We start from the raw sequence: 17577 nt of genomic DNA on the forward strand, positions 1-17577 counted from the left end.
CCACCGACCAGGCTACGTGGGAGGGATTCCGGGGCATGGACGACGTCGTGATCGTGGGGGGCGGCCACAACGGGCTGGTGGCGGCCGCGTACCTCGCCAGGGCGGGGAAGTCGGTCAGGGTGCTGGAGAAGCTGCCGCACGTCGGCGGGGCGGCGGTGAGCGCCTCACCGTGGGAGGGCGTCGACGCCCGGCTCTCGCGCTTCTCGTACCTCGTCTCACTGCTGCCCGATCAGATCGTGTCGGACCTGGGGCTGGAGCTGGCGCTGAAGTCCCGTTCGGCCTCCTCCTACACGCCGAACGGCAAGGGTGGGCTGCTGGTCGAGCGCTCGCCGGGCGAGGCGACCGTGAAGTCGTTCGAGGCCGTGTGCGGGTCGCTCGGCGACTGGGAGCGGTGGCAGCGCTGGTACGCCGATCTGGAGCTGCTGGCACAGGCGCTGGCGCCGACCCTGCTGGAACCGCTGGTGTCCCGCGAACATCTGCGTCTGCGCGTCGACGCGGCGGTGCGAGGCCGGTTGTGGGAGCAGGTCTTCGAACGGCCGCTCGGCGCGACGCTGCAGGAGCTGTTCGACGACGACCTGGTGCGCGGCGTCGTCGCCACGGACGCGTTGATCGGCACGCACTCGTCGCTGCATTCGTTGCGCGCCAACAAGTGCTTCCTCTACCACGTGATCGGCAACGGGACGGGGGAGTGGAAGGTCCCGGTCGGCGGCATGGGCGGGGTCACCGCCGAACTGGAACGGGTCGCGCGCGAGGCCGGTGCGCGGATCGTCACCGGTGCCGAGGTCACGTCCGTCGAGTCGGACGGCAGGACCGCCTCGGTGACGTACGGGGACGAGACGGCCGAGGCCCGGTTCGTGCTGTCGAACGTGGCCCCGTCGGTGCTGGGACGGTTGCGGGGCAAGGAGGTCCACGACGCTCCCGGCTGCCAGTTGAAGATCAACATGCTGCTGCGCAGGCTGCCCGAGCTGAAGTCCGGTGTCGACGCGCGGCTGGCGTTCGCGGGCACGTTCCACCTCGACGAGTCCTACGACCAGCTGGAGACCGCGTACCTGGAGAGCGCCGCCGGGCAGGTGCCGTCGGTGCTTCCGGGCGAGATGTACTGCCACTCGCTGACCGACCCGTCGATCCTCGGGCCGTCGCTCGCCGGCCACGAGACGCTGACGCTGTTCGGCCTGCACCTGCCGGCGTCGTTGTTCGAGGGCCGCAACACCGAGCTGCGCGACGAACTGGTGCGGCGCTACCTCGACCAGCTCAACGCTCACCTCGTCGAGCCGATCCAGGACTGCCTGGCCGTCGACGCTCAGGGCGCCCCGTGCATCGAGGCGCGCACCCCGCTCGACCTGGAGGAGGAGCTCGGCCTGCCGGGTGGCAACATCTTCCACGGCGAGCTCGACTGGCCGTTCGCCGAGACCGACGAGCAGGTCGGCAGGTGGGGCGTGGAGACCGACGTGGACAACGTCTTCGTCTGCGGAGCGGGCTCCCGGCGCGGCGGCGGCGTGAGCGGCATCGGCGGCCACAACGCTGCGAGGGCAGTGCTCGAACGCATTTGACATTTTTGATGACACTCCGCGTCATCTCTGGTTACAGTTGGCGGCGTGGGGGACTTCTACGGAATCGCTGAGATCGCCGACGCCATGGGGCTCAGCCGGCAACTGGTGGCCGTCTGGCGCAAAAGACGGTCGCACGGCATCCCCGAGCCGGACGCGGAACTCGCGTCCGGCCCGATCTGGCGGCGCGAGACGGTAGAGCCGTGGATCGAACGCACGCGTGGCCGCCTCGGCCTCGCGGGCACGCGGGAGTCCGCGAGCAGGAGCCTCCGGTTGCGCACCTGCCGCCGCGTGCTGCGGCTGGCGGCGCTGATGCTGGAGGACCCGCAACGACCGCGCGTGCTCAACGAGGCCGCGGACCAGTTGCGCGACCTGATCCACGAGGTCGACCAGTCCGCGGACGACGTCGTCGGCGCGCTGTTGCGCGAGCTCATCGAGCCCGTGCGCGACCCGGACGTTCCTGCGGAGTTGTTGCGGGTGCCTGTGATCGAGTCGTTGCCGCTGGTGACCGCCGTCGCGCGCAACTCGCCAGACTGGTGACGAGCGCGCCGAGCGCGGCCAGCGCCATGTCGGCGTGGGCGTCCCACACGTCACCCTGCTGGCCGTTGTAGGCCTCGGCGACGCCGGGGGCGAGCGTCATCGCGATCGCCCACTCCAGCAGTTCGTAGAGGGCGCTCGTCGCGAGCACGATCTCCAGCGACCGCACCCACTTCCGCCGCAGCAGCGCGGTCAGGCACAGGCCGTACGCGAAGTGCACGAGCCGGTCGAAGTGGTTGCGGTCCCAGGAGAACGCCTCCGACATCCGTACGCCGAGCAGCGCGTCCGTCCAGCCGTCGTACGGGACGAACGAGTAGATCCAGCGTGCCGCGATCGTGTGCAGCGCGAGGAAGAACAGCGCCCACGCCCACTGCGCGGTGTCCAGCCTGCGCCTCGACAGCCACAGCGCCAGGAGCGCCACGGCCGTCAACGAGCTGTGCAACGCCTGTTCGGCGGGCCAAAGCGGGTTGATCCACGTCACCGCCATCAGCGCGCCGAACGCGCCCAGCAGCCACCACTTCCCCCGTGTCATGAGCACATCGTGGCCGATCTTGGCCGTTTTATATCAGGATCTATATATCAAGGAACCTTGCTAAAGGTTTCTTGATACGCGTACCTTGGTGTCATGACCGAGGCTCCGCTCAGTGACCCCAAGGCGCTCCGCGCGCTGTCGCACCCCTTCAGGTGGAAGCTGATCCAGCTGCTCACCGAGCAGGGACCGCGCACTGCCACGCAATGCTCCGAGAAGCTGGGCGAGAGCGTCGCGAGCTGCTCCTACCACCTGAACATGCTGGCCAAGTACGGCTTCGTCACCGAGGTCGAAGGTCCGGGCCGGCAGAAGCCGTGGCAGATCGTCAGGGGGCGCCAGTCCATCTCGCCGGAAGGGCTGGAGGGAGAGGCGGCGATGGCGGCCGAGGCCGCGGCGATGGCCTACCTGGACCAGGAGTTCGAGCGCACGCGGGAGCGCCTGCGTCAGCGCGAGCACCTGCCGGAGGACTGGCGCAAGTCCGTCGGCACCGAGGGGCACATCAAGTTCCTCACCGCCGAGGAGACCGCCGGGTACCTCGCCGAGCTGCAGGCGGTGCTGAACAAGTACGACGAGCGCAGGACCGACGAGTCACTGCGGCCGGAGGGCGCCAAGCCCGTCAGGGTGTTCCTGAGCGTCACGGTCGCCACCGAGTAACAACCCGCTGAAGGAGAACCGTCGTGATCTCGCACCACGAAGCGTTTGCTATCGCGAAGTACCGGCAGCAGGAGTTCGAGGCCGACGCGGCCGCGCGCCGGCTCGTCAAGAAGTCCGAAACCGTTGCGGCCAAACCCGAACGACGCCTGTTGAGGCTCTTCGTCCGGGTCCGGCCCGCGTAGGTCAGGCGACGGGCTCCAAGCGCACGATCACCGACTTGGAGGTCGGCGTGCCGGAGATGTCCGCCTTGGAGTCCAGTGGCACCAACGGGTTCGCCTCGGGGAAGTACGTCGCCACGCACCCGCGCGCGGTCGAGTAGGAGACGATCCGGAACGACTCGGCGCGGCGTTCGACGACACCCGTCGGGTCGTCCTTCCACTCCGACACGATGTTCACCATCTGGCCGTCGGAGAACCCGAGGGCCTTGATGTCGTCCGGGTTCACGAACACCACGCGACGACCGTCCTTCACGCCGCGGTAGCGGTCGTCCAGGCCGTAGATCGTGGTGTTGTACTGGTCGTGGCTGCGCAGCGTCTGCATCAGCAGCCGGCCCTCGGGGATCTCGATGACCGTCAGTTCGTTCGCCGTGAAGTTCGCCTTGCCGGTGGCCGTCGCGAACTCCTGCGAGTCGCGCGGCGGGTGCGGCAGCACGAAACCGTCGGGCTGACGCACGCGCGTGTTGTAGTCGGTGCAGCCCGGCACGACGCGGGAGATGTGCTCGCGGATGACGTCGTAGTCCTTCTCGAACTCCTCCCACGCCACGGGGTGCGAGGTGCCGAGGGTCTTGCGCGCGAGCCGGCAGACGATCGAGATCTCGGACAGCAACTGGTCCGAGGCGGGCTTGAGCCGGCCCCGTGAGCGGTGCACGACCGACATCGAGTCCTCGACCGTGACGAACTGCTCGCCCGAGTGCTGCACGTCGCTCTCGGTGCGGCCAAGCGCGGGCAGGATCAACGCCGTCTTGCCGTGCACCACGTGCGAACGGTTGAGCTTCGTGGAGACGTGCACCGTCAGGGAGCACTGCTCCAGCGCCTTCTCGGTCACCGGGGTGTCCGGGGTGGCGCTGACGAAGTTGCCGCCCATCGCGATGAACACCTTGCCGCGGCCTTGGCGCATCGCGTTGATCGCGTCGACGGTGTCGAAACCGTGCTTGCGCGGCACGGAGATGCTGAACTCGCTCTCCAGGGCCTGCAAGAACTTCTCCGGCATCTTCTCGTAGATGCCCATCGTGCGGTCGCCCTGCACGTTCGAGTGGCCGCGCACCGGGCACAGGCCCGCGCCCGGCTTGCCGATCATGCCGCGCAGGAACATGACGTTCGTGACCTCGCGGATCGTGGGCACGCTGTGCTTGTGCTGCGTGAGACCCATGGCCCAGCAGGCGATCGTGGCCTTCGAGTCGACGAACATGCCGGCCACGCGCGTGATCTGCTCGCGGGTCAGGCCGGTCGCGGTGAGCACGCCGTCCCAGTCGAGCTCGCGCAGGCTCGCCGCGTACTCCTCGAACCCGTGGGTCTTCGCCTCGATGAACGTCCTGTCGAGCTTGTCCCACTGCAGCAGCAGGTGACCGATCGCCTGGAACAGGGCCTGGTCGCCGCCGACCTTGATCTGAACGAACTCATCGCACAGCGCGGTGCCCTTGCCGACGATGCCGGCGACGTTCTGCGGGTTCTTGAACCGCATCAGGCCCGCCTCCGGCAGCGGGTTGATCGCGATGATCTTCGCGCCGTTCTTCTTGGCGTCCTCCAGCGCGCTGAGCATGCGCGGGTGGTTCGTGCCGGGGTTCTGGCCGATGACCACGATGAGGTCGGCGAGGTCGAAGTCCTTGATGGACACCGAGCCCTTGCCGATGCCGATCGTCTCGTTGAGCGCAGAGCCGGACGACTCGTGGCACATGTTCGAGCAGTCCGGGAGGTTGTTGGTGCCGAACGAGCGGACCAGCAGCTGGTAGAGGAACGCGGCCTCGTTGCTGGTGCGGCCGGAGGTGTAGAAGATCGCCTCGTCCGGTGATGACAACGCTGTCAGCTCGTCGGCGATGAGCGTGAACGCGTCGTCCCAGCTGATCGGTGTGTAATGCGTCGCACCCGGCGCGAGCACCATCGGTCCGGTGAGCCGGCCCTGCTGGCCGAGCCAGTAGTCGGTCTTCGTCCGCAGGCTCTCGATGGAGTGCTCGGCGAAGAACTCGGGCCCGATTCGTCGTTTGGTGGCTTCCTCCGCGACGGCCTTCGCACCGTTCTCGCAGAACTCCGCCATCTTGCGGTGACCCTGCGGTTCGGGCCACGCGCAACCAGGACAGTCGAAACCTTCACGCTGGTTGAGCAGTCGCAACGTCTTGACCGTGCGCCCGACACCCATCTGCTCGACCGCGCGGTCGAGCGACACGAGCACGCCGGGAATACCCGCCGCCCAGGTCTTGGGGGTGCTGACTTCGAGCGCGGACTCGTCGACGTCGTGCTGCGGGGGCTTGCTGCTCATGCGTCCCATTGTTCGCTGATCGACGTCGGCGCCGCCAGCGCCCCCGAAGAACGCGGCGGCGTCGCCCGTCACGGGCCCCAAGGGGTTGAACGGTCCGTGCCGGTCAATTGTGATCGCCGTCACGGTCGTGCGGCACCTCTGAACGAGTGATCAAGCGCCGCCGGTCAGGCGCTCACCCCGCAGGTCGAGGGGCCGGCGAACCGCGGCGCCAGGTAGCCGTCGGTCTTCGTGGAGCACGCCGCGTGGTCGATGCGGATCTTCGTGGTCCTGATCTGCAGGCCCTGCGGGATCAGCCGGTAGTCGGCGATCGCGTGCAGCAGGACGACGAAGTCCTCGGGACCGCCCACCGCGGCCCGGTCAGCGGGCGCGAAGGCGTAGGCGATCAGGTAGTCGCTCCGGACGACGTCGACGCCCTCGTCGTCGACGGCGGGCGCGATGGTGCCCTTGACCTTGATGCCGCCCGGCAGCAGCGTGGTGCCCTGCTTGAGCCGGGTCACCAGCGTCGGCAGGATCGGCGTCCAGGCCTCGCGCGCCTCGGCGGGCACCAGCGAGAGAAACGCGCTGGGGTCGTGCCCCACCAGCACCGCGGGGTCCAGCCTGGCCGCGACGACGGCCTTGCGCACCTGGTCGTGCTCGGGTGCCGCGACGACCCCCTTCTCGCCGTCCGCCCAGGTCTCGAACTCGGTGCCGGCGAACGGCCGGTCGAAGTCCACGGCGGACGCGGGGTGCGCCGGTCCTTCCGCGACACCGCCTAGCAGCAGACCGCCGGCCACGAGACCGGTGACCGCGAGCGCCGCCACGAACCCGATGACCATGCCCCGCTTGCCGCGTCTCTCCCGGTTGAACTCGCGCTCGACCCGACGGCCCCAGTCGGCGTCGTTCAGGTCGGGATGATCTTCGATGCCCCCATGAAGACTCACGAGGCGGGGAGCCTAGAGGTTGGCCCGCTCGTTAGCAGGTATCTCGGTGTAAGTCGATAGCCAGCCCTCCGTAGACTTGCGTGCTGTGACTGAACTCGACACCGCAACCCAGCGTCCCGACCTCCCCGCCGCGTGGACTCCGGCGGAGGTAGAGGCGGAGCTGTACCAGCGGTGGGTCGACCGGCGGTACTTCGAGGCGGACGTCAAGAGCGACAAGCCGCCGTTCACGATCGTGCTGCCCCCGCCCAACGTCACCGGCAGCCTGCACATGGGCCACGCCATGAACCACAGCGTGATGGACGCGCTGTCGAGGCGCCGCCGCATGCAGGGCTACGAGGTGCTGTGGCTGCCGGGCATGGACCACGCCGGCATCGCGACGCAGAACGCCGTCGAGCGCGACCTCGCGAAGCAGGGCCTGTCGCGGCAGGACCTGGGGCGCGAGAAGTTCGTCGAGCGCGTCTGGGAGTGGAAAGAGGAGTACGGCGGCAAGATCCTCGACCAGATGAAGAGGCTCGGCGACGGCATCGACTGGTCGCGTGAGCGCTTCACCATGGACGAGGGGCTGTCGCGCGCCGTCCAGACGATCTTCAAGAAGATGTACGACGACGGCCTGATCTACCAGGCCGAGCGGATCATCAACTGGTGCCCGCGCTGCCAGACGGCGCTGTCGGACATCGAGGTCGACCACAGCGAGGACGAGGGCGAGCTCGTCTCGATCCGCTACGGCGACGGGGAGAACTCGATCGTCGTCGCGACCACGCGCGCCGAGACGATGCTGGGTGACACCGCGGTCGCCGTCCACCCGGACGACGAGCGCTACCGGCACCTCATCGGCACCGAGGTCGAACTGCCGCTGACGGGCCGCCGCATCCCGATCGTCGCCGACGCGCACGTCGACCCGAAGTTCGGCACGGGCGCCGTCAAGGTCACGCCCGCGCACGACCCGAACGACTTCGAGATCGGCCAGCGCCACGGCCTGCCGAACCTCACGGTCATGGACGGCCGCGCCACGATCACCGCGAACGGGCCGTTCCTCGGCCTCGACCGCTTCGAGGCGCGTCCGGCGATCGTCGCCGCGCTGCGCGCGGAGGGCCGGATCGTCGCGGAGAAGCGGCCGTACGTCCACTCCGTCGGGCATTGCTCGCGCTGCAACACGGTGATCGAGCCGCGCCTGTCGCTGCAGTGGTGGGTCAAGGTCGAGACCATCGCCGAGGCCGCGTCCGCCGCCGTCCGCGACGGCCGCACCAAGATCCACCCGGCCGAGCTCAACAAGCGGTACTTCGACTGGACCGACAACCTGCACGACTGGTGCATCTCGCGTCAGCTGTGGTGGGGCCACCGCATTCCGGTCTTCTACGGCCCGAACGGCGAGGTCGTCTGCGTCGGACCGGACGACGAGGTGCCCACCGGTGAGGGCTGGCGTCAGGACGAGGACGTCCTCGACACGTGGTTCTCGTCGGGTCTGTGGCCGTTCTCGACCCTGGGCTGGCCGGAGTCCACTGAGGACCTGAAGAAGTTCTACCCGACCTCCGTCCTGTCCACGGGCTACGACATCCTGTTCTTCTGGGTCGTCCGGATGATGATGTTCGGCCTGTACGCGATGGGCAGTGACAATCAAGAGCCCAGCCGCGCAGTTCCATTCCGCCACGTCTTCCTGCACGGCCTGATCCGCGACCAGCACGGCAAGAAGATGTCGAAGTCCAAGGGCAACGGCATCGACCCGCTGGACTGGATGGAGCGCTACGGCGCGGACGCCACCCGGTTCACGCTGCTGCGCGGCACGAACCCCGGTTCGGACATGGCCGTCGCCGAGGAGTGGGCGGCCGGTTCCCGCAACTTCACCACGAAGCTGTGGAACGCCACGAGGTTCGCGCTGGCCAACGGTGCGACGGTCGCCCGTCCGCTGCCGGCCCGCGAGGAGCTGACGGCGGCCGACCGCTGGATCCTCGACGAGCTCGACGCACTGGTGTCCACTGTGGACTCCAACTTCGAGGCGTTCCAGTTCTCCCGTGCCTGCGAGGCGCTCTACAGCTTCACGTGGGACGAGTTCTGCGACTGGTACCTGGAGATCGCGAAGGTCCAGATCGCGGACGGCCGCGCCGAGGCCACGCAGTCCGTTCTGGGCCACGTCCTCGACGTCGTGCTGCGCCTGCTGCACCCGGCGATCCCGTTCATCACCGAGACGCTGTGGACGTCGCTGACCGGTGGTGAGTCGCTGGTCGTCGCCGACTGGCCGAAGGCGTCCGGTGCCGAGCGCGACCTCGACGCGCTGGCCGAGGTCGAGGGCCTGAAGAAGCTCGCGACCGAGATCCGCCGGTTCCGTTCCGAACAGGGCCTCAAGCCGGGCCAGAAGGTCGCGGGCAAGGTCCGCGGCGCGTGCTGCGTCGGCCTGCTCGACCAGGTCCCGTCGGTCCGCGCGATGACGCGGCTGACCGAGCCGGGCGACGAGTTCACCGTCTCCGCGACGCTCGAGGTCGGCCTGCCCAAGGGCGCCGTGAAGGTCGAGCTGGACCTGTCCGGCACGATCGACGTGGCGGCCGAGCGCAAGCGCCTCGCGAAGGACCTCGCCGCGGCGCAGAAGGAACTCGAGGGCACGACGAAGAAGCTGGGCAACGAGGCGTTCCTCGCCAAGGCGCCCGCCGACGTCAAGGCCAAGATCGAGGAGCGCAAGGCCGTCGCCGAGTCCGAGATCACCCGCATCAACGAGCGCCTGGCCGCGCTGCCGGAGGCGTAAGAAAAGTGGAAACCAACCTCGACGAGTTCCTCGACGTCGAGAACGAGCTCAACCAGCGCTGGCCCGAGACCAAGCTCGAGCCGTCGCTGGATCGGATCAAGGCGCTCGCCCACGTGCTGGGCGACCCGCAGTCGTCCTACCCGGTCGTGCAGCTGACGGGCACGAACGGCAAGACGTCGACGTCGCGCATGGTCGATGCGCTCTTCACGCGCATCGGCCTGCGCACCGGCCGGTTCACGAGCCCGCACCTGCAGCTCGCGACCGAGCGGATCAGCATCGACAACCAGCCGATCTCGCCGGAGCGCTACGTCGAGGTCTACCGCGACATCGAGCCGTACGTCGCGATGGTGGACACCCGGTCCGAGATCCGGATGAGCAAGTTCGAGGTGCTCACCGGCATGGCGTACGCGGCCTTCGCGGAAGCGCCGGCGGATGTCGCCGTGGTCGAGGTCGGCATGGGCGGCACGTGGGACGCGACGTCCATCGTGGACACCCGTGTCGCCGTGCTCACCCCGATCGGCGTCGACCACACCGAGTACCTCGGCAACCGTCCCGAGGACATCGCGGTCGAGAAGTCCGGCATCATCAAGCCGGGCTCCGTCGCGATCGTCGCCGAGCAGACGCCCGAGGTCATGAGGGTGATCCTGGAACGCGTCGCCGAGGTGGACGCGATGGTGGCCCGTTTCGGCAGCGAGTTCGGCGTCCTGTCGAGGGCCGTGGCCGTCGGCGGCCAGATGATCACGTTGCAGGGCCTGGGCGGCGTCTACGAGGACATCTTCCTGCCGCTGCACGGCGAACACCAGGCGAAGAACGCGGCCCTGGCGCTGGCCGCCGTCGAGGCGTTCTTCGGCGCGGGCCCCGAGCGCAAGGTCGACATCGAGATGGTCCGCGAGGGCTTCGCCTCGGTCGTCACGCCGGGCCGCCTGGAGCGAGTCCGTTCCGCGCCCAACGTCTTCGTCGACGCCGCGCACAACCCGCACGGCGCCGCCGCGCTGGCTCGCGCGCTGGAGTCGGAGTTCGGCTTCCGCAAGCTGGTGGCCGTGGTCTCCGTCATGTCCGACAAGGACGCCGAGGGCATCCTCGCCGCGCTGGAGCCGGTCGTGCAGGAACTGGTGATCACCACCAACTCCTCGCCACGCGCCATGGACCCGGACGTGCTCGCCGGCCTGGCCGTCCCGATCTTCGGCGAGGACCGCTTCGAGGTGCGCCCCCGCCTCGTCGACGCCGTGGAGGAAGCCATTCACCTCATCGAGGACGAGCAGTCCGGCGGCGGCGTGATCATCACCGGTTCCGTCGTCACCGCGGGCGAGGCCCGCGCCCTGTTCGGAAAGGAGCCGGCATGACCACCCCGGCCCCTCTGAAGAAAGACCCGATGAAGGCGTTCCGGGGCATCATGGCCGGAACGCTGATCCTCGAGGTCATCGTCGTGGCCCTGGCCCTGCCCGTGATCGCCAAGCTGCACGGCGGCGTCACGTCCCTGGTCGGCTGGGTCGCGTTCGGCTTCATCGCGGTGTTCATCGCGATGTGCGCCTTCGTCCGCAAGCCGTGGGCGATCGGCGCCGTCGTGGGCCTGCACGTGCTGCTGATCGCCAGCTGGCTGCTGCTGCCGGCGATGGGCGTGATCGGCGTGATCTTCGGGCTCGTCTGGGCGTACCTGCTGTGGCTGCGCAAGGACCTGCTCAAGCGCATGGCCGAGGGCCGTCTCCCGGCGCAGCAACAACAGCAGTCCTGACAGAGCGCGTTTCTGTGCAACGAACCCTCGCCGTCGCAATGCGACGGCGAGGGTTCGTTGTGTTCACCCGATCGTGCTTCGAAACCGGAACCGGTCCCGCGACCTGGCGCTATGCTGCTTGACGCACGAATCTGCGGGGAGGGCACGGGGGATGAGCGGGATCAAGGTCGATCTGGAGACGCTGCGCGCTGCCATCAAGGAGTACGAGTCGATCAAGGACGAGCTGCAGATGGCTCGCCAGACCGGTGTCGTGCTGACCACGGTCCAGGGTGCCGGCAAGGACGCGCCGAGCCAGGTCTACGCGAACTGGGCGCGCGCCGCGGGTGAGGCGCACCAGAAGTCCAACGAGCAGCTCGCGGACACGTTGACCACCCGGATCGAGAACCTGAAAGCGACGCTGCGCCAGTACGAGCAGACCGAGCAGGGCAACCGGGACAACCTCAAGTAGAAGGACTGGGCTGTTGCGCATCCGAACCATCGTCGCCGGCACTGCCGCACTCGCGCTGCTGGCGGGTTGCGGTGACAGCGGTGGCACGGCCGGCACGCCGACCACAGCCGGCCAGCCGACCAGCAGTGGCAACGGCGGGGGAGCTCCCAAGATCGAGAACCCGCTCGACGTCAAGACCTTCGAAGCCGACCCGTGCAGTACGGTCACCCCGGCTCAGGTGGAAGCGTTCGGAATGCCCGGAGTCAGCGGCAGGGCGAACAACACGGCACTCGGAACGGCCTGCATCTGGCTCGGAGCGAGCACCGCGGCGAAGATGGCCCCAGGGGTCGCGTTCCTCCCGGAAGGCACGAACCTCTCCACCATCGTCCCGAACAAGGACAACACCTACAAAGCTTTCGAGCCGCAGCCGGCCATCCAGGGCTACCCCACCTACATCGCTCTCGTGTCGGATGCCCGCGCCAACGGTGACTGCGACCTGCTCGTCGGCGTGTCCGACGACAAAGCCCTCACCTTCACCTTCCAGAGCGACAAAGGCAGTCCGAAGTTCGCAGACCCGTGTGCTGGGATCACCGAGTTCGCGAACCTCGCCATCACCACGATGAAGGCAGGTGCGAAATGACCAGGCCCGCGCCCAGCTGTTTCACCGAGGACAACACGCGCGCCGAGGGCTTCTCGGGAGCACAGATCTACTCCCAGATGCATGGTGGCCCTGGTACCGCGTCGGCGAACGCCGCCGCCACTGCGGCCGCCGGACTGGGGCGTGACTACGCCGGCATCGAGGCCAGGCTCAAGCGGGTCGGCGAGACGCTGGGCGAAGCGTGGACGGGTGCGAGCGCGAGTGCCGCTCAGGCTGCCGCGAACCCGATCAACCAGGCCATGGTCCAGATGCAGGACGCGCTTAGGCAGGCCGACCACTCCATCTCGAACCAGGTCTACCAGTTCACCCTGAACAAGAACCAGCTCAAGGACATGCCGGCGTCCAAGCCGGACACGAACTTCTGGGACGACGCGACCCCCTGGGACACCGACACCGAGGACAAGGTCAACGGCTACAACGCCGAGGAGAAGCACAACCGCGAGGTCTACAAGGAGTTCCAGAGCGCCAGCAACACCAACCGCGGTGAGCTGCCCAAGGAGTTCCCCGGCGTCACGACCGACAGCCTCGTGGTCGAGATCGCCGAAACCGGTGGCCACAACGGTGAAGAGAAGACGTCGAAAAACACGACGAACACGCGGACGTCGAGCACTTCGACCAGCTCCTCGACCAGCACGCCGCAGAGCACGGTCGGCACCCCGTGGACCGTGCCGACCACCAACGGCGACCAGACGACCACGAGTTCGTCCGACAACACGAACACCAGCAACACCAACACCGGCAAGCCCGGCGTCGACAACCTCACCGGCAAGCCCCCGGTCGGCAGCGTGATCGACCGGCCGGGCAACACGGGACTCCCGCCCATCGGCGTGCCCGTCCGCCCGAACACCGGCGGTCCGAAGGGCCCCGGCGGTCCGAACGGTCCCGGTGGCCCAGGCGGCAGTGGCCGTGGCGGCCCCGGAGGCCCCGGTGCAGGCGGCAAGTTCGGCGGCCCAGGTGGCGGCGCCGGCGGTGCCGGAGGCAAGTTCGGTGGCGGCGGCCTCGGTGGCAGCAGCGCGGCGGCCGGTGGCACGGCGGCCCAGCAACCCGGTGGCAAGGCCGGGGTGTTCGGCGGCATGGGCGAGACCGGGCAGAACGCTGCCCGCGGTGGCGCGGCGGGTGCGGCCGGACGCGGCGGCGCGGCCGGCATGGGTGGGATGGGCGGTCAGGGGCAGAAGGGTCAGGGCGAGGACGACCTGGAGCACAAGTCCGCCGACTACCTCATCACCGAGGAGAACACGAACGAGATCATCGGCGACATGCCGATGGTCGCACCGCCGACGATCGGGGGCTGACGTGCTTCGGTCGTCGATCCAACTGTCCGACCTCGCCTTCGACGTGTTGTGGAAGCAGGAGAAGCTGGGGCAGTACCACCCCGCGCTCTCCGTCGATTCGCCCGGTGAGACCGAGGACGAACGCGCGCTCATCGAGCGCGACGTCATCGGCGAGCTGCGGCGGGTCGGGCTCGACCACCCGGACGTCCGGGGCACGCTGCACCTGATCGCCAAGGCGGATCACGACTACTCGGCCTGGATCGCGGTCACGCCGAACGAGACCAAGCCCGTGGTGGTCGCGGCGAACTCGCAGCACGGTGTGCTCGCCCTGCACGACAACGGGTTCGTGCAGCTGCACCCGATCCGGCCGGACAACGCGCCGGAGGTCCTCGCGATGCAGTTGCCGGACGTTCCGGCGGGCCGCGGCGCGTCGATCAACGTGCACGAGTCCGAGATCAACCTGCACCAGCCGGGCAAGGCGTCGCCGTCGATCTCGCTGCGCCAGCTGCTCGCCCAGCCCCGCAACGGCACGGCGAAGCTGTACGCGGCGAAGCGCAACGGCGAGGGCAGGCAGCGCGCCAAGACGTTCCTCACCACGATCGACTTCGAGGACGGCCGCTGGCTCGTGGTCAAGTACACCGACCAGAACCAGCAGACGTGGGTGCACGCCACCCCGGCGTCGCGCCAGATCATCACCGACTGGCTCAAGCGCCTGACGTAGTCGGATTTACCACCACCTAACCGGACTGCACCAGCGTCGCGGCTGTGAGAAAGCCATTCGCCATCGCCGCCGCACTGGCCGCGACGCTGCTGTCCGTCGGTCTGAGCTCCGGCACCGCCCACGCCGAGACCGTCCCCGGTTGTGCCTCCGCCAAGCAGATCGGCACCACGGGCCACGTGAAGTACCAGGGCGCGACCATCGCGTCGGTCAAGCAGTTCGCCGGGTGCGGCAAGAACTACGCCTACACCTGGGTCTGGGACTCCTACGCCAAGAGCCACTCCTACCGCGTCTCGAACTGGATCGCGGTGATCGAGAACGGTGAGGAGTACCCGCGCGGCGGAGGCGAGGCCGCGAACAGGCAGGAGCTGTGGGGCGCCGGAGCGGCCACGCTCAACAAGTGCACCCGCGCGGTCGCCAGCGTCACCGTCCCCGGCGGCGGCTACGTGAGCGGCTGGACCGACCTGCGCTGCTGAAGTTCACCTCGGGTTTCAGCACCGGCCAGAACCGGCGACTAGAAACCGCACATGACCTTCGACCGTCGTACGTTGTTCAAGGCAGGCGCACTCGGTACGGCCGCGGCGCTGGTGCCCTCGGGCATCAGCCTCGCGAAGTCCGGCCGCCCGATCCTCACCCACGGTGTGCAGTCCGGCGACGTCACCTGGGACGGCGGCATCGTGTGGACGCGCGCCGACCGTCCCTCGCGGATGTTCGTCGAGGTGTCCAACGACCCGAGGTTCCGCCTCTCACGCCGCGTTCGCGGCCCGTTGCTCACCCCGGAGACGGGTGGCACCGGGCAGGTCCGGGTGTCGAGCCTGTTGCCCGGCCGTCCCGCCTACTACCGCGTCACGGCCGAGGACCTGCACGGCCGGGCCTGCAGCGCACCCGTCACGGGCAGCTTCACCACCGCCCCGCTCGGCCGCGACGACGTGCGGTTCGTGTGGTCCGGCGACGTCGCGGGCCAGGGCTGGGGCATCAACCCCGACATCGGCGGCATGCCGATCTTCAAGGCGATGGCCGACCGCGGGCCCGACTTCTTCATCCACAGCGGCGACAGCGTCTACTCCGACGGCCCGATGCAGGCGAGCGTGACGCTCCCGGACGGCCGGGTCTGGCGCAACGTCGTCACGCCCGAGAAGTCCAAAGTGGCCGAAACGCTCGACGAGTACCGCGGCCAGTTCGCCTACAACTTCCTCGACGACAACGTGAAGCGCTTCGCCTCCCAGGTGCCGGTCTTCGCGCAGTGGGACGACCACGAGGTCACGAACAACTGGTATCCGGGTGAGATCCTCGAGAGCCCGCTCTACACCGAGAAGCGCGTGGACGTGCTGGCGCAGCGGGCTTTCCAGGCGTTCCACGAGTGGATGCCGATCGACCAGAAGCGCGCGGTGGACGGTCGCGTCTACCGGAAGTTCTCCTACGGCCGCAACGTCGAGATCTTCGTGCTCGACATGCGCACCTACAAGGACAGGAACACCTCGCCCAAGGACAAGCCGGGTGTCGTCCTCGGCGCCCAGCAGGCGAAGTGGCTCGTCGACGGGCTCAGCCGCAGCACCGCCACCTGGAAGATCATCGCGGCGGACCTGCCCATCGGCCTGACCGTGCCGGACGGTACCGACATCGAGGGTGTCGCGAACGGCCTGCCCGGCGCGCCCAACGGCCGTGAGCACGAGATCGCGTGGGTGCTCAGGGAACTCAAGCGCCGCCGCGTCAAGAACACCGTGTGGCTCACGGCGGACGTCCACTACACCGCCGCGCACCACTACTCGCCCGACCGCGCGGCCGTGGGCGACTTCGACCCGTTCTGGGAGTTCGTGTCCGGTCCGCTGCACGCCGGTGCGTTCGGCCCGAACACGCTCGACCCGACGTTCGGTCCGCAGGCCGTGTTCGTGCACGCCCCGCCCGCCGCCAACACCTCGCCGCTGGACGGGTTCCAGCACTTCGGCGAGGTCAAGGCCTCGCAGCACGAGCTCACGGTGTGGCTGCGTGACGCGACCGGCACCTCCCTCTGGTCCAAAACCCTCAGGGCCGCCTGACGGGAGTCGTAGGGTCGGTGGGTGCCCATCTCGTTCGACACCACCGGCTTCCGTCAGCTCGACCAGAACACCTGGCAGCACCCCAGCGGTGACCAGGCCGAACTGGCCTACTACGGCCTGGTCCCCGACCTCCCGGCCGGGCTGGACGACCTGCCGAGGCTCAGGCACGACCTCGCCCTGATCCACGGCGAGACCGGCTGCCTGATCGAGGCCCACGTCGTCCAGCTCGGAGGGGCACCTGCGCTGCTGCGGATCGTCAAGCTGCCGCTGCCGAACCAGCCGAACGGGCAGGTGTTCGTCGGCTCCTTCACCATCCCCAAGGAGAACTGCAGCGCCGTGTTGCAGCTCGGCGCGGTGGAACGCGGCATGACGGGCACGCGGGAGGCCATCCTCGCGTCCGAGCTCGGGTTCCAGAGCTGGGCCAAGCCGCACCCGTACGCGCCTGAGCTCGAAGGCGTGCTGCCGTTCCACGCGGGCGACGATCCCCGCCACGACGTGAGGTTCCCCGACCACCCGTTGTCGCGCGTGCGGGCGTGGGCACATCACGTGGTCCGCACGGCACGGGTGGATCCGGGGTTCGCTTCGCTGCCGCCGTTCCGGGTGCAGGCGCCGCCACCCCCGGTCGCGCCTGGTCAGAGCCTCATCACGGCGCTGCCGAGCCTGCCGGTCAGGGACTTCATCGGGTTGCAGATCGGCGAGCAGACGACGTACTGGCGGATCACGGACCCGAAGCTCGGGGAGATGCTCGGCCGCGGGCTCATGGGCCGGTCGCCGCTCGCCGAGACCCGGTTCCGCGACATGCTCCTCATCGACGTCGAGACCGGCGAAGCGATGATCCCCGACCGCTTCACCACCAACGGCCAGATGACCGCGCACGGCACGCGCCTGCAGCAAGTCACGCTGCCCGAGGCCAACGCGGCGCTCTCCGACGACGACGTCATGGACGCCTTCAAGTGGGCCGGCCGGATGGCGGGGGCGGCGGCGGAACGCGGTGAGTTCCTGTCCCTGGAACCGATCGAGAACCAGGGCGAGCAGGCCGATCCGCACATCCTGCTGGCCGTGCAGCCGCACGAGGGGCAGCAGATGGTCATCGCCCAGTTCTCGCCGCCGCCGACCGAGGGGCCGTTGGCCGGCTCGCCGAGCCGAAGCGCACCCGCGACGGCTGAGTCGGTCGAGGGCATCGGCGTGATCGCCGGGCTCGCGGTCAACGAATGGCGCTCACATCCGCTGCGGATGGCGATCACCTACCGGCGTCCGGCAGGCTGATTGCAAACATTTGCGGTGCTCGACGTATTGTTTCCCGCTGTTTGTCGTGGTTTCGTGCAGCAACCCTGCAAGAGTT

17 protein-coding genes are annotated in these 17577 nt (G+C 68.7%); 14 read left to right on the forward strand and 3 right to left on the reverse strand.

Features of this window, described 5'->3' with window-relative positions:
- Positions 1-35: 35 nt before the first annotated feature.
- Positions 36-1550, forward strand: coding sequence for a phytoene desaturase family protein (locus LX88_RS19220; RefSeq protein WP_258949138.1), 1515 nt, complete (start codon positions 36-38; stop codon positions 1548-1550).
- A 45-nt stretch (positions 1551-1595) separates the two neighbouring features.
- Positions 1596-2087 carry a hypothetical protein gene (locus LX88_RS19225; protein WP_090071217.1) on the forward strand — a complete coding sequence of 164 codons (492 nt, stop codon included), beginning with the start codon at positions 1596-1598 and terminating at the stop codon, positions 2085-2087.
- Here the strand turns inward: LX88_RS19225 and LX88_RS19230 are convergent.
- A complete protein-coding gene (locus tag LX88_RS19230) occupies positions 1978-2616 on the reverse strand; it encodes a DUF2238 domain-containing protein (RefSeq protein ID WP_258949139.1) in 639 nt (212 codons plus the stop codon). The genes LX88_RS19225 and LX88_RS19230 overlap by 110 nt on opposite strands.
- A gap of 93 nt (positions 2617-2709) precedes the next feature.
- Between LX88_RS19230 and LX88_RS19235 the strand changes: the two genes are divergently transcribed.
- Both LX88_RS19235 and LX88_RS19240 read left to right on the forward strand, forming a co-directional pair.
- Entirely contained in the window at positions 2710-3267 is a 558-nt protein-coding gene (locus LX88_RS19235; RefSeq protein WP_258949140.1) for an ArsR/SmtB family transcription factor, read from the forward strand.
- A 23-nt stretch (positions 3268-3290) separates the two neighbouring features.
- The gene (locus tag LX88_RS19240) at positions 3291-3449 is read left to right on the forward strand and encodes a hypothetical protein (protein WP_170176577.1); all 159 of its coding nucleotides are present in this window, start codon (positions 3291-3293) and stop codon (positions 3447-3449) included.
- A gap of 1 nt (position 3450) precedes the next feature.
- Here the strand turns inward: LX88_RS19240 and LX88_RS19245 are convergent, their stop codons facing one another.
- Positions 3451-5739 carry an FdhF/YdeP family oxidoreductase gene (locus LX88_RS19245; RefSeq protein WP_258949141.1) on the reverse strand — a complete coding sequence of 763 codons (2289 nt, stop codon included), beginning with the start codon at positions 5737-5739 and terminating at the stop codon, positions 3451-3453.
- Positions 5740-5903: 164 nt separating this feature from the next.
- Positions 5904-6659, reverse strand: a complete 756-nt coding sequence (locus LX88_RS19250; protein WP_258949142.1) for a hypothetical protein — start codon at positions 6657-6659, stop codon at positions 5904-5906.
- A gap of 85 nt (positions 6660-6744) precedes the next feature.
- On the opposite strand from LX88_RS19250, the gene LX88_RS19255 reads away from it, so the two are divergent.
- The 10 genes from LX88_RS19255 (at position 6745) to LX88_RS19300 (ending at position 17501) form a co-directional block, all read left to right on the forward strand.
- The gene (locus LX88_RS19255; RefSeq protein ID WP_258949143.1) at positions 6745-9393 is read left to right on the forward strand and encodes a valine--tRNA ligase; all 2649 of its coding nucleotides are present in this window, start codon (positions 6745-6747) and stop codon (positions 9391-9393) included.
- 5 nt (positions 9394-9398) lie between these two features.
- Positions 9399-10736, forward strand: coding sequence for a bifunctional tetrahydrofolate synthase/dihydrofolate synthase (gene folC, locus LX88_RS19260; protein WP_258949144.1), 1338 nt, complete (start codon positions 9399-9401; stop codon positions 10734-10736).
- Entirely contained in the window at positions 10733-11125 is a 393-nt protein-coding gene (locus tag LX88_RS19265; RefSeq protein ID WP_258949145.1) for a DUF4233 domain-containing protein, read from the forward strand. The genes folC and LX88_RS19265 overlap by 4 nt, the downstream gene beginning before the upstream one ends.
- 151 nt (positions 11126-11276) lie before the next feature.
- Positions 11277-11573 carry a PE domain-containing protein gene (locus LX88_RS19270; RefSeq protein ID WP_258949146.1) on the forward strand — a complete coding sequence of 99 codons (297 nt, stop codon included), beginning with the start codon at positions 11277-11279 and terminating at the stop codon, positions 11571-11573.
- Positions 11574-11586: 13 nt separating this feature from the next.
- A complete protein-coding gene (locus LX88_RS19275; RefSeq protein ID WP_258949147.1) occupies positions 11587-12192 on the forward strand; it encodes a DUF3558 domain-containing protein in 606 nt (201 codons plus the stop codon).
- Positions 12189-13502 (forward strand): hypothetical protein, encoded by a 1314-nt coding sequence (locus LX88_RS19280; RefSeq protein WP_258949148.1) that lies wholly within the window; start codon positions 12189-12191, stop codon positions 13500-13502. The genes LX88_RS19275 and LX88_RS19280 overlap by 4 nt, the downstream gene beginning before the upstream one ends.
- Before the next feature lies 1 nt (position 13503).
- A complete protein-coding gene (locus LX88_RS19285) occupies positions 13504-14202 on the forward strand; it encodes an ESX secretion-associated protein EspG (RefSeq protein WP_258949149.1) in 699 nt (232 codons plus the stop codon).
- Positions 14203-14246: 44 nt separating this feature from the next.
- Entirely contained in the window at positions 14247-14675 is a 429-nt protein-coding gene (locus LX88_RS19290) for a hypothetical protein (protein WP_258949150.1), read from the forward strand.
- Positions 14676-14726: 51 nt separating this feature from the next.
- A complete protein-coding gene (locus LX88_RS19295) occupies positions 14727-16235 on the forward strand; it encodes an alkaline phosphatase D family protein (protein ID WP_258949151.1) in 1509 nt (502 codons plus the stop codon).
- 21 nt (positions 16236-16256) lie between these two features.
- Complete coding sequence (locus LX88_RS19300) at positions 16257-17501, forward strand: hypothetical protein (RefSeq protein ID WP_258949152.1); 1245 nt, start codon at positions 16257-16259, stop codon at positions 17499-17501.
- Positions 17502-17577: the final 76 nt, after the last annotated feature.

Source organism: Lentzea californiensis (assembly GCF_024648825.1).
Classification (GTDB): Bacteria; Actinomycetota; Actinomycetes; order Mycobacteriales; family Pseudonocardiaceae; genus Lentzea; species Lentzea californiensis.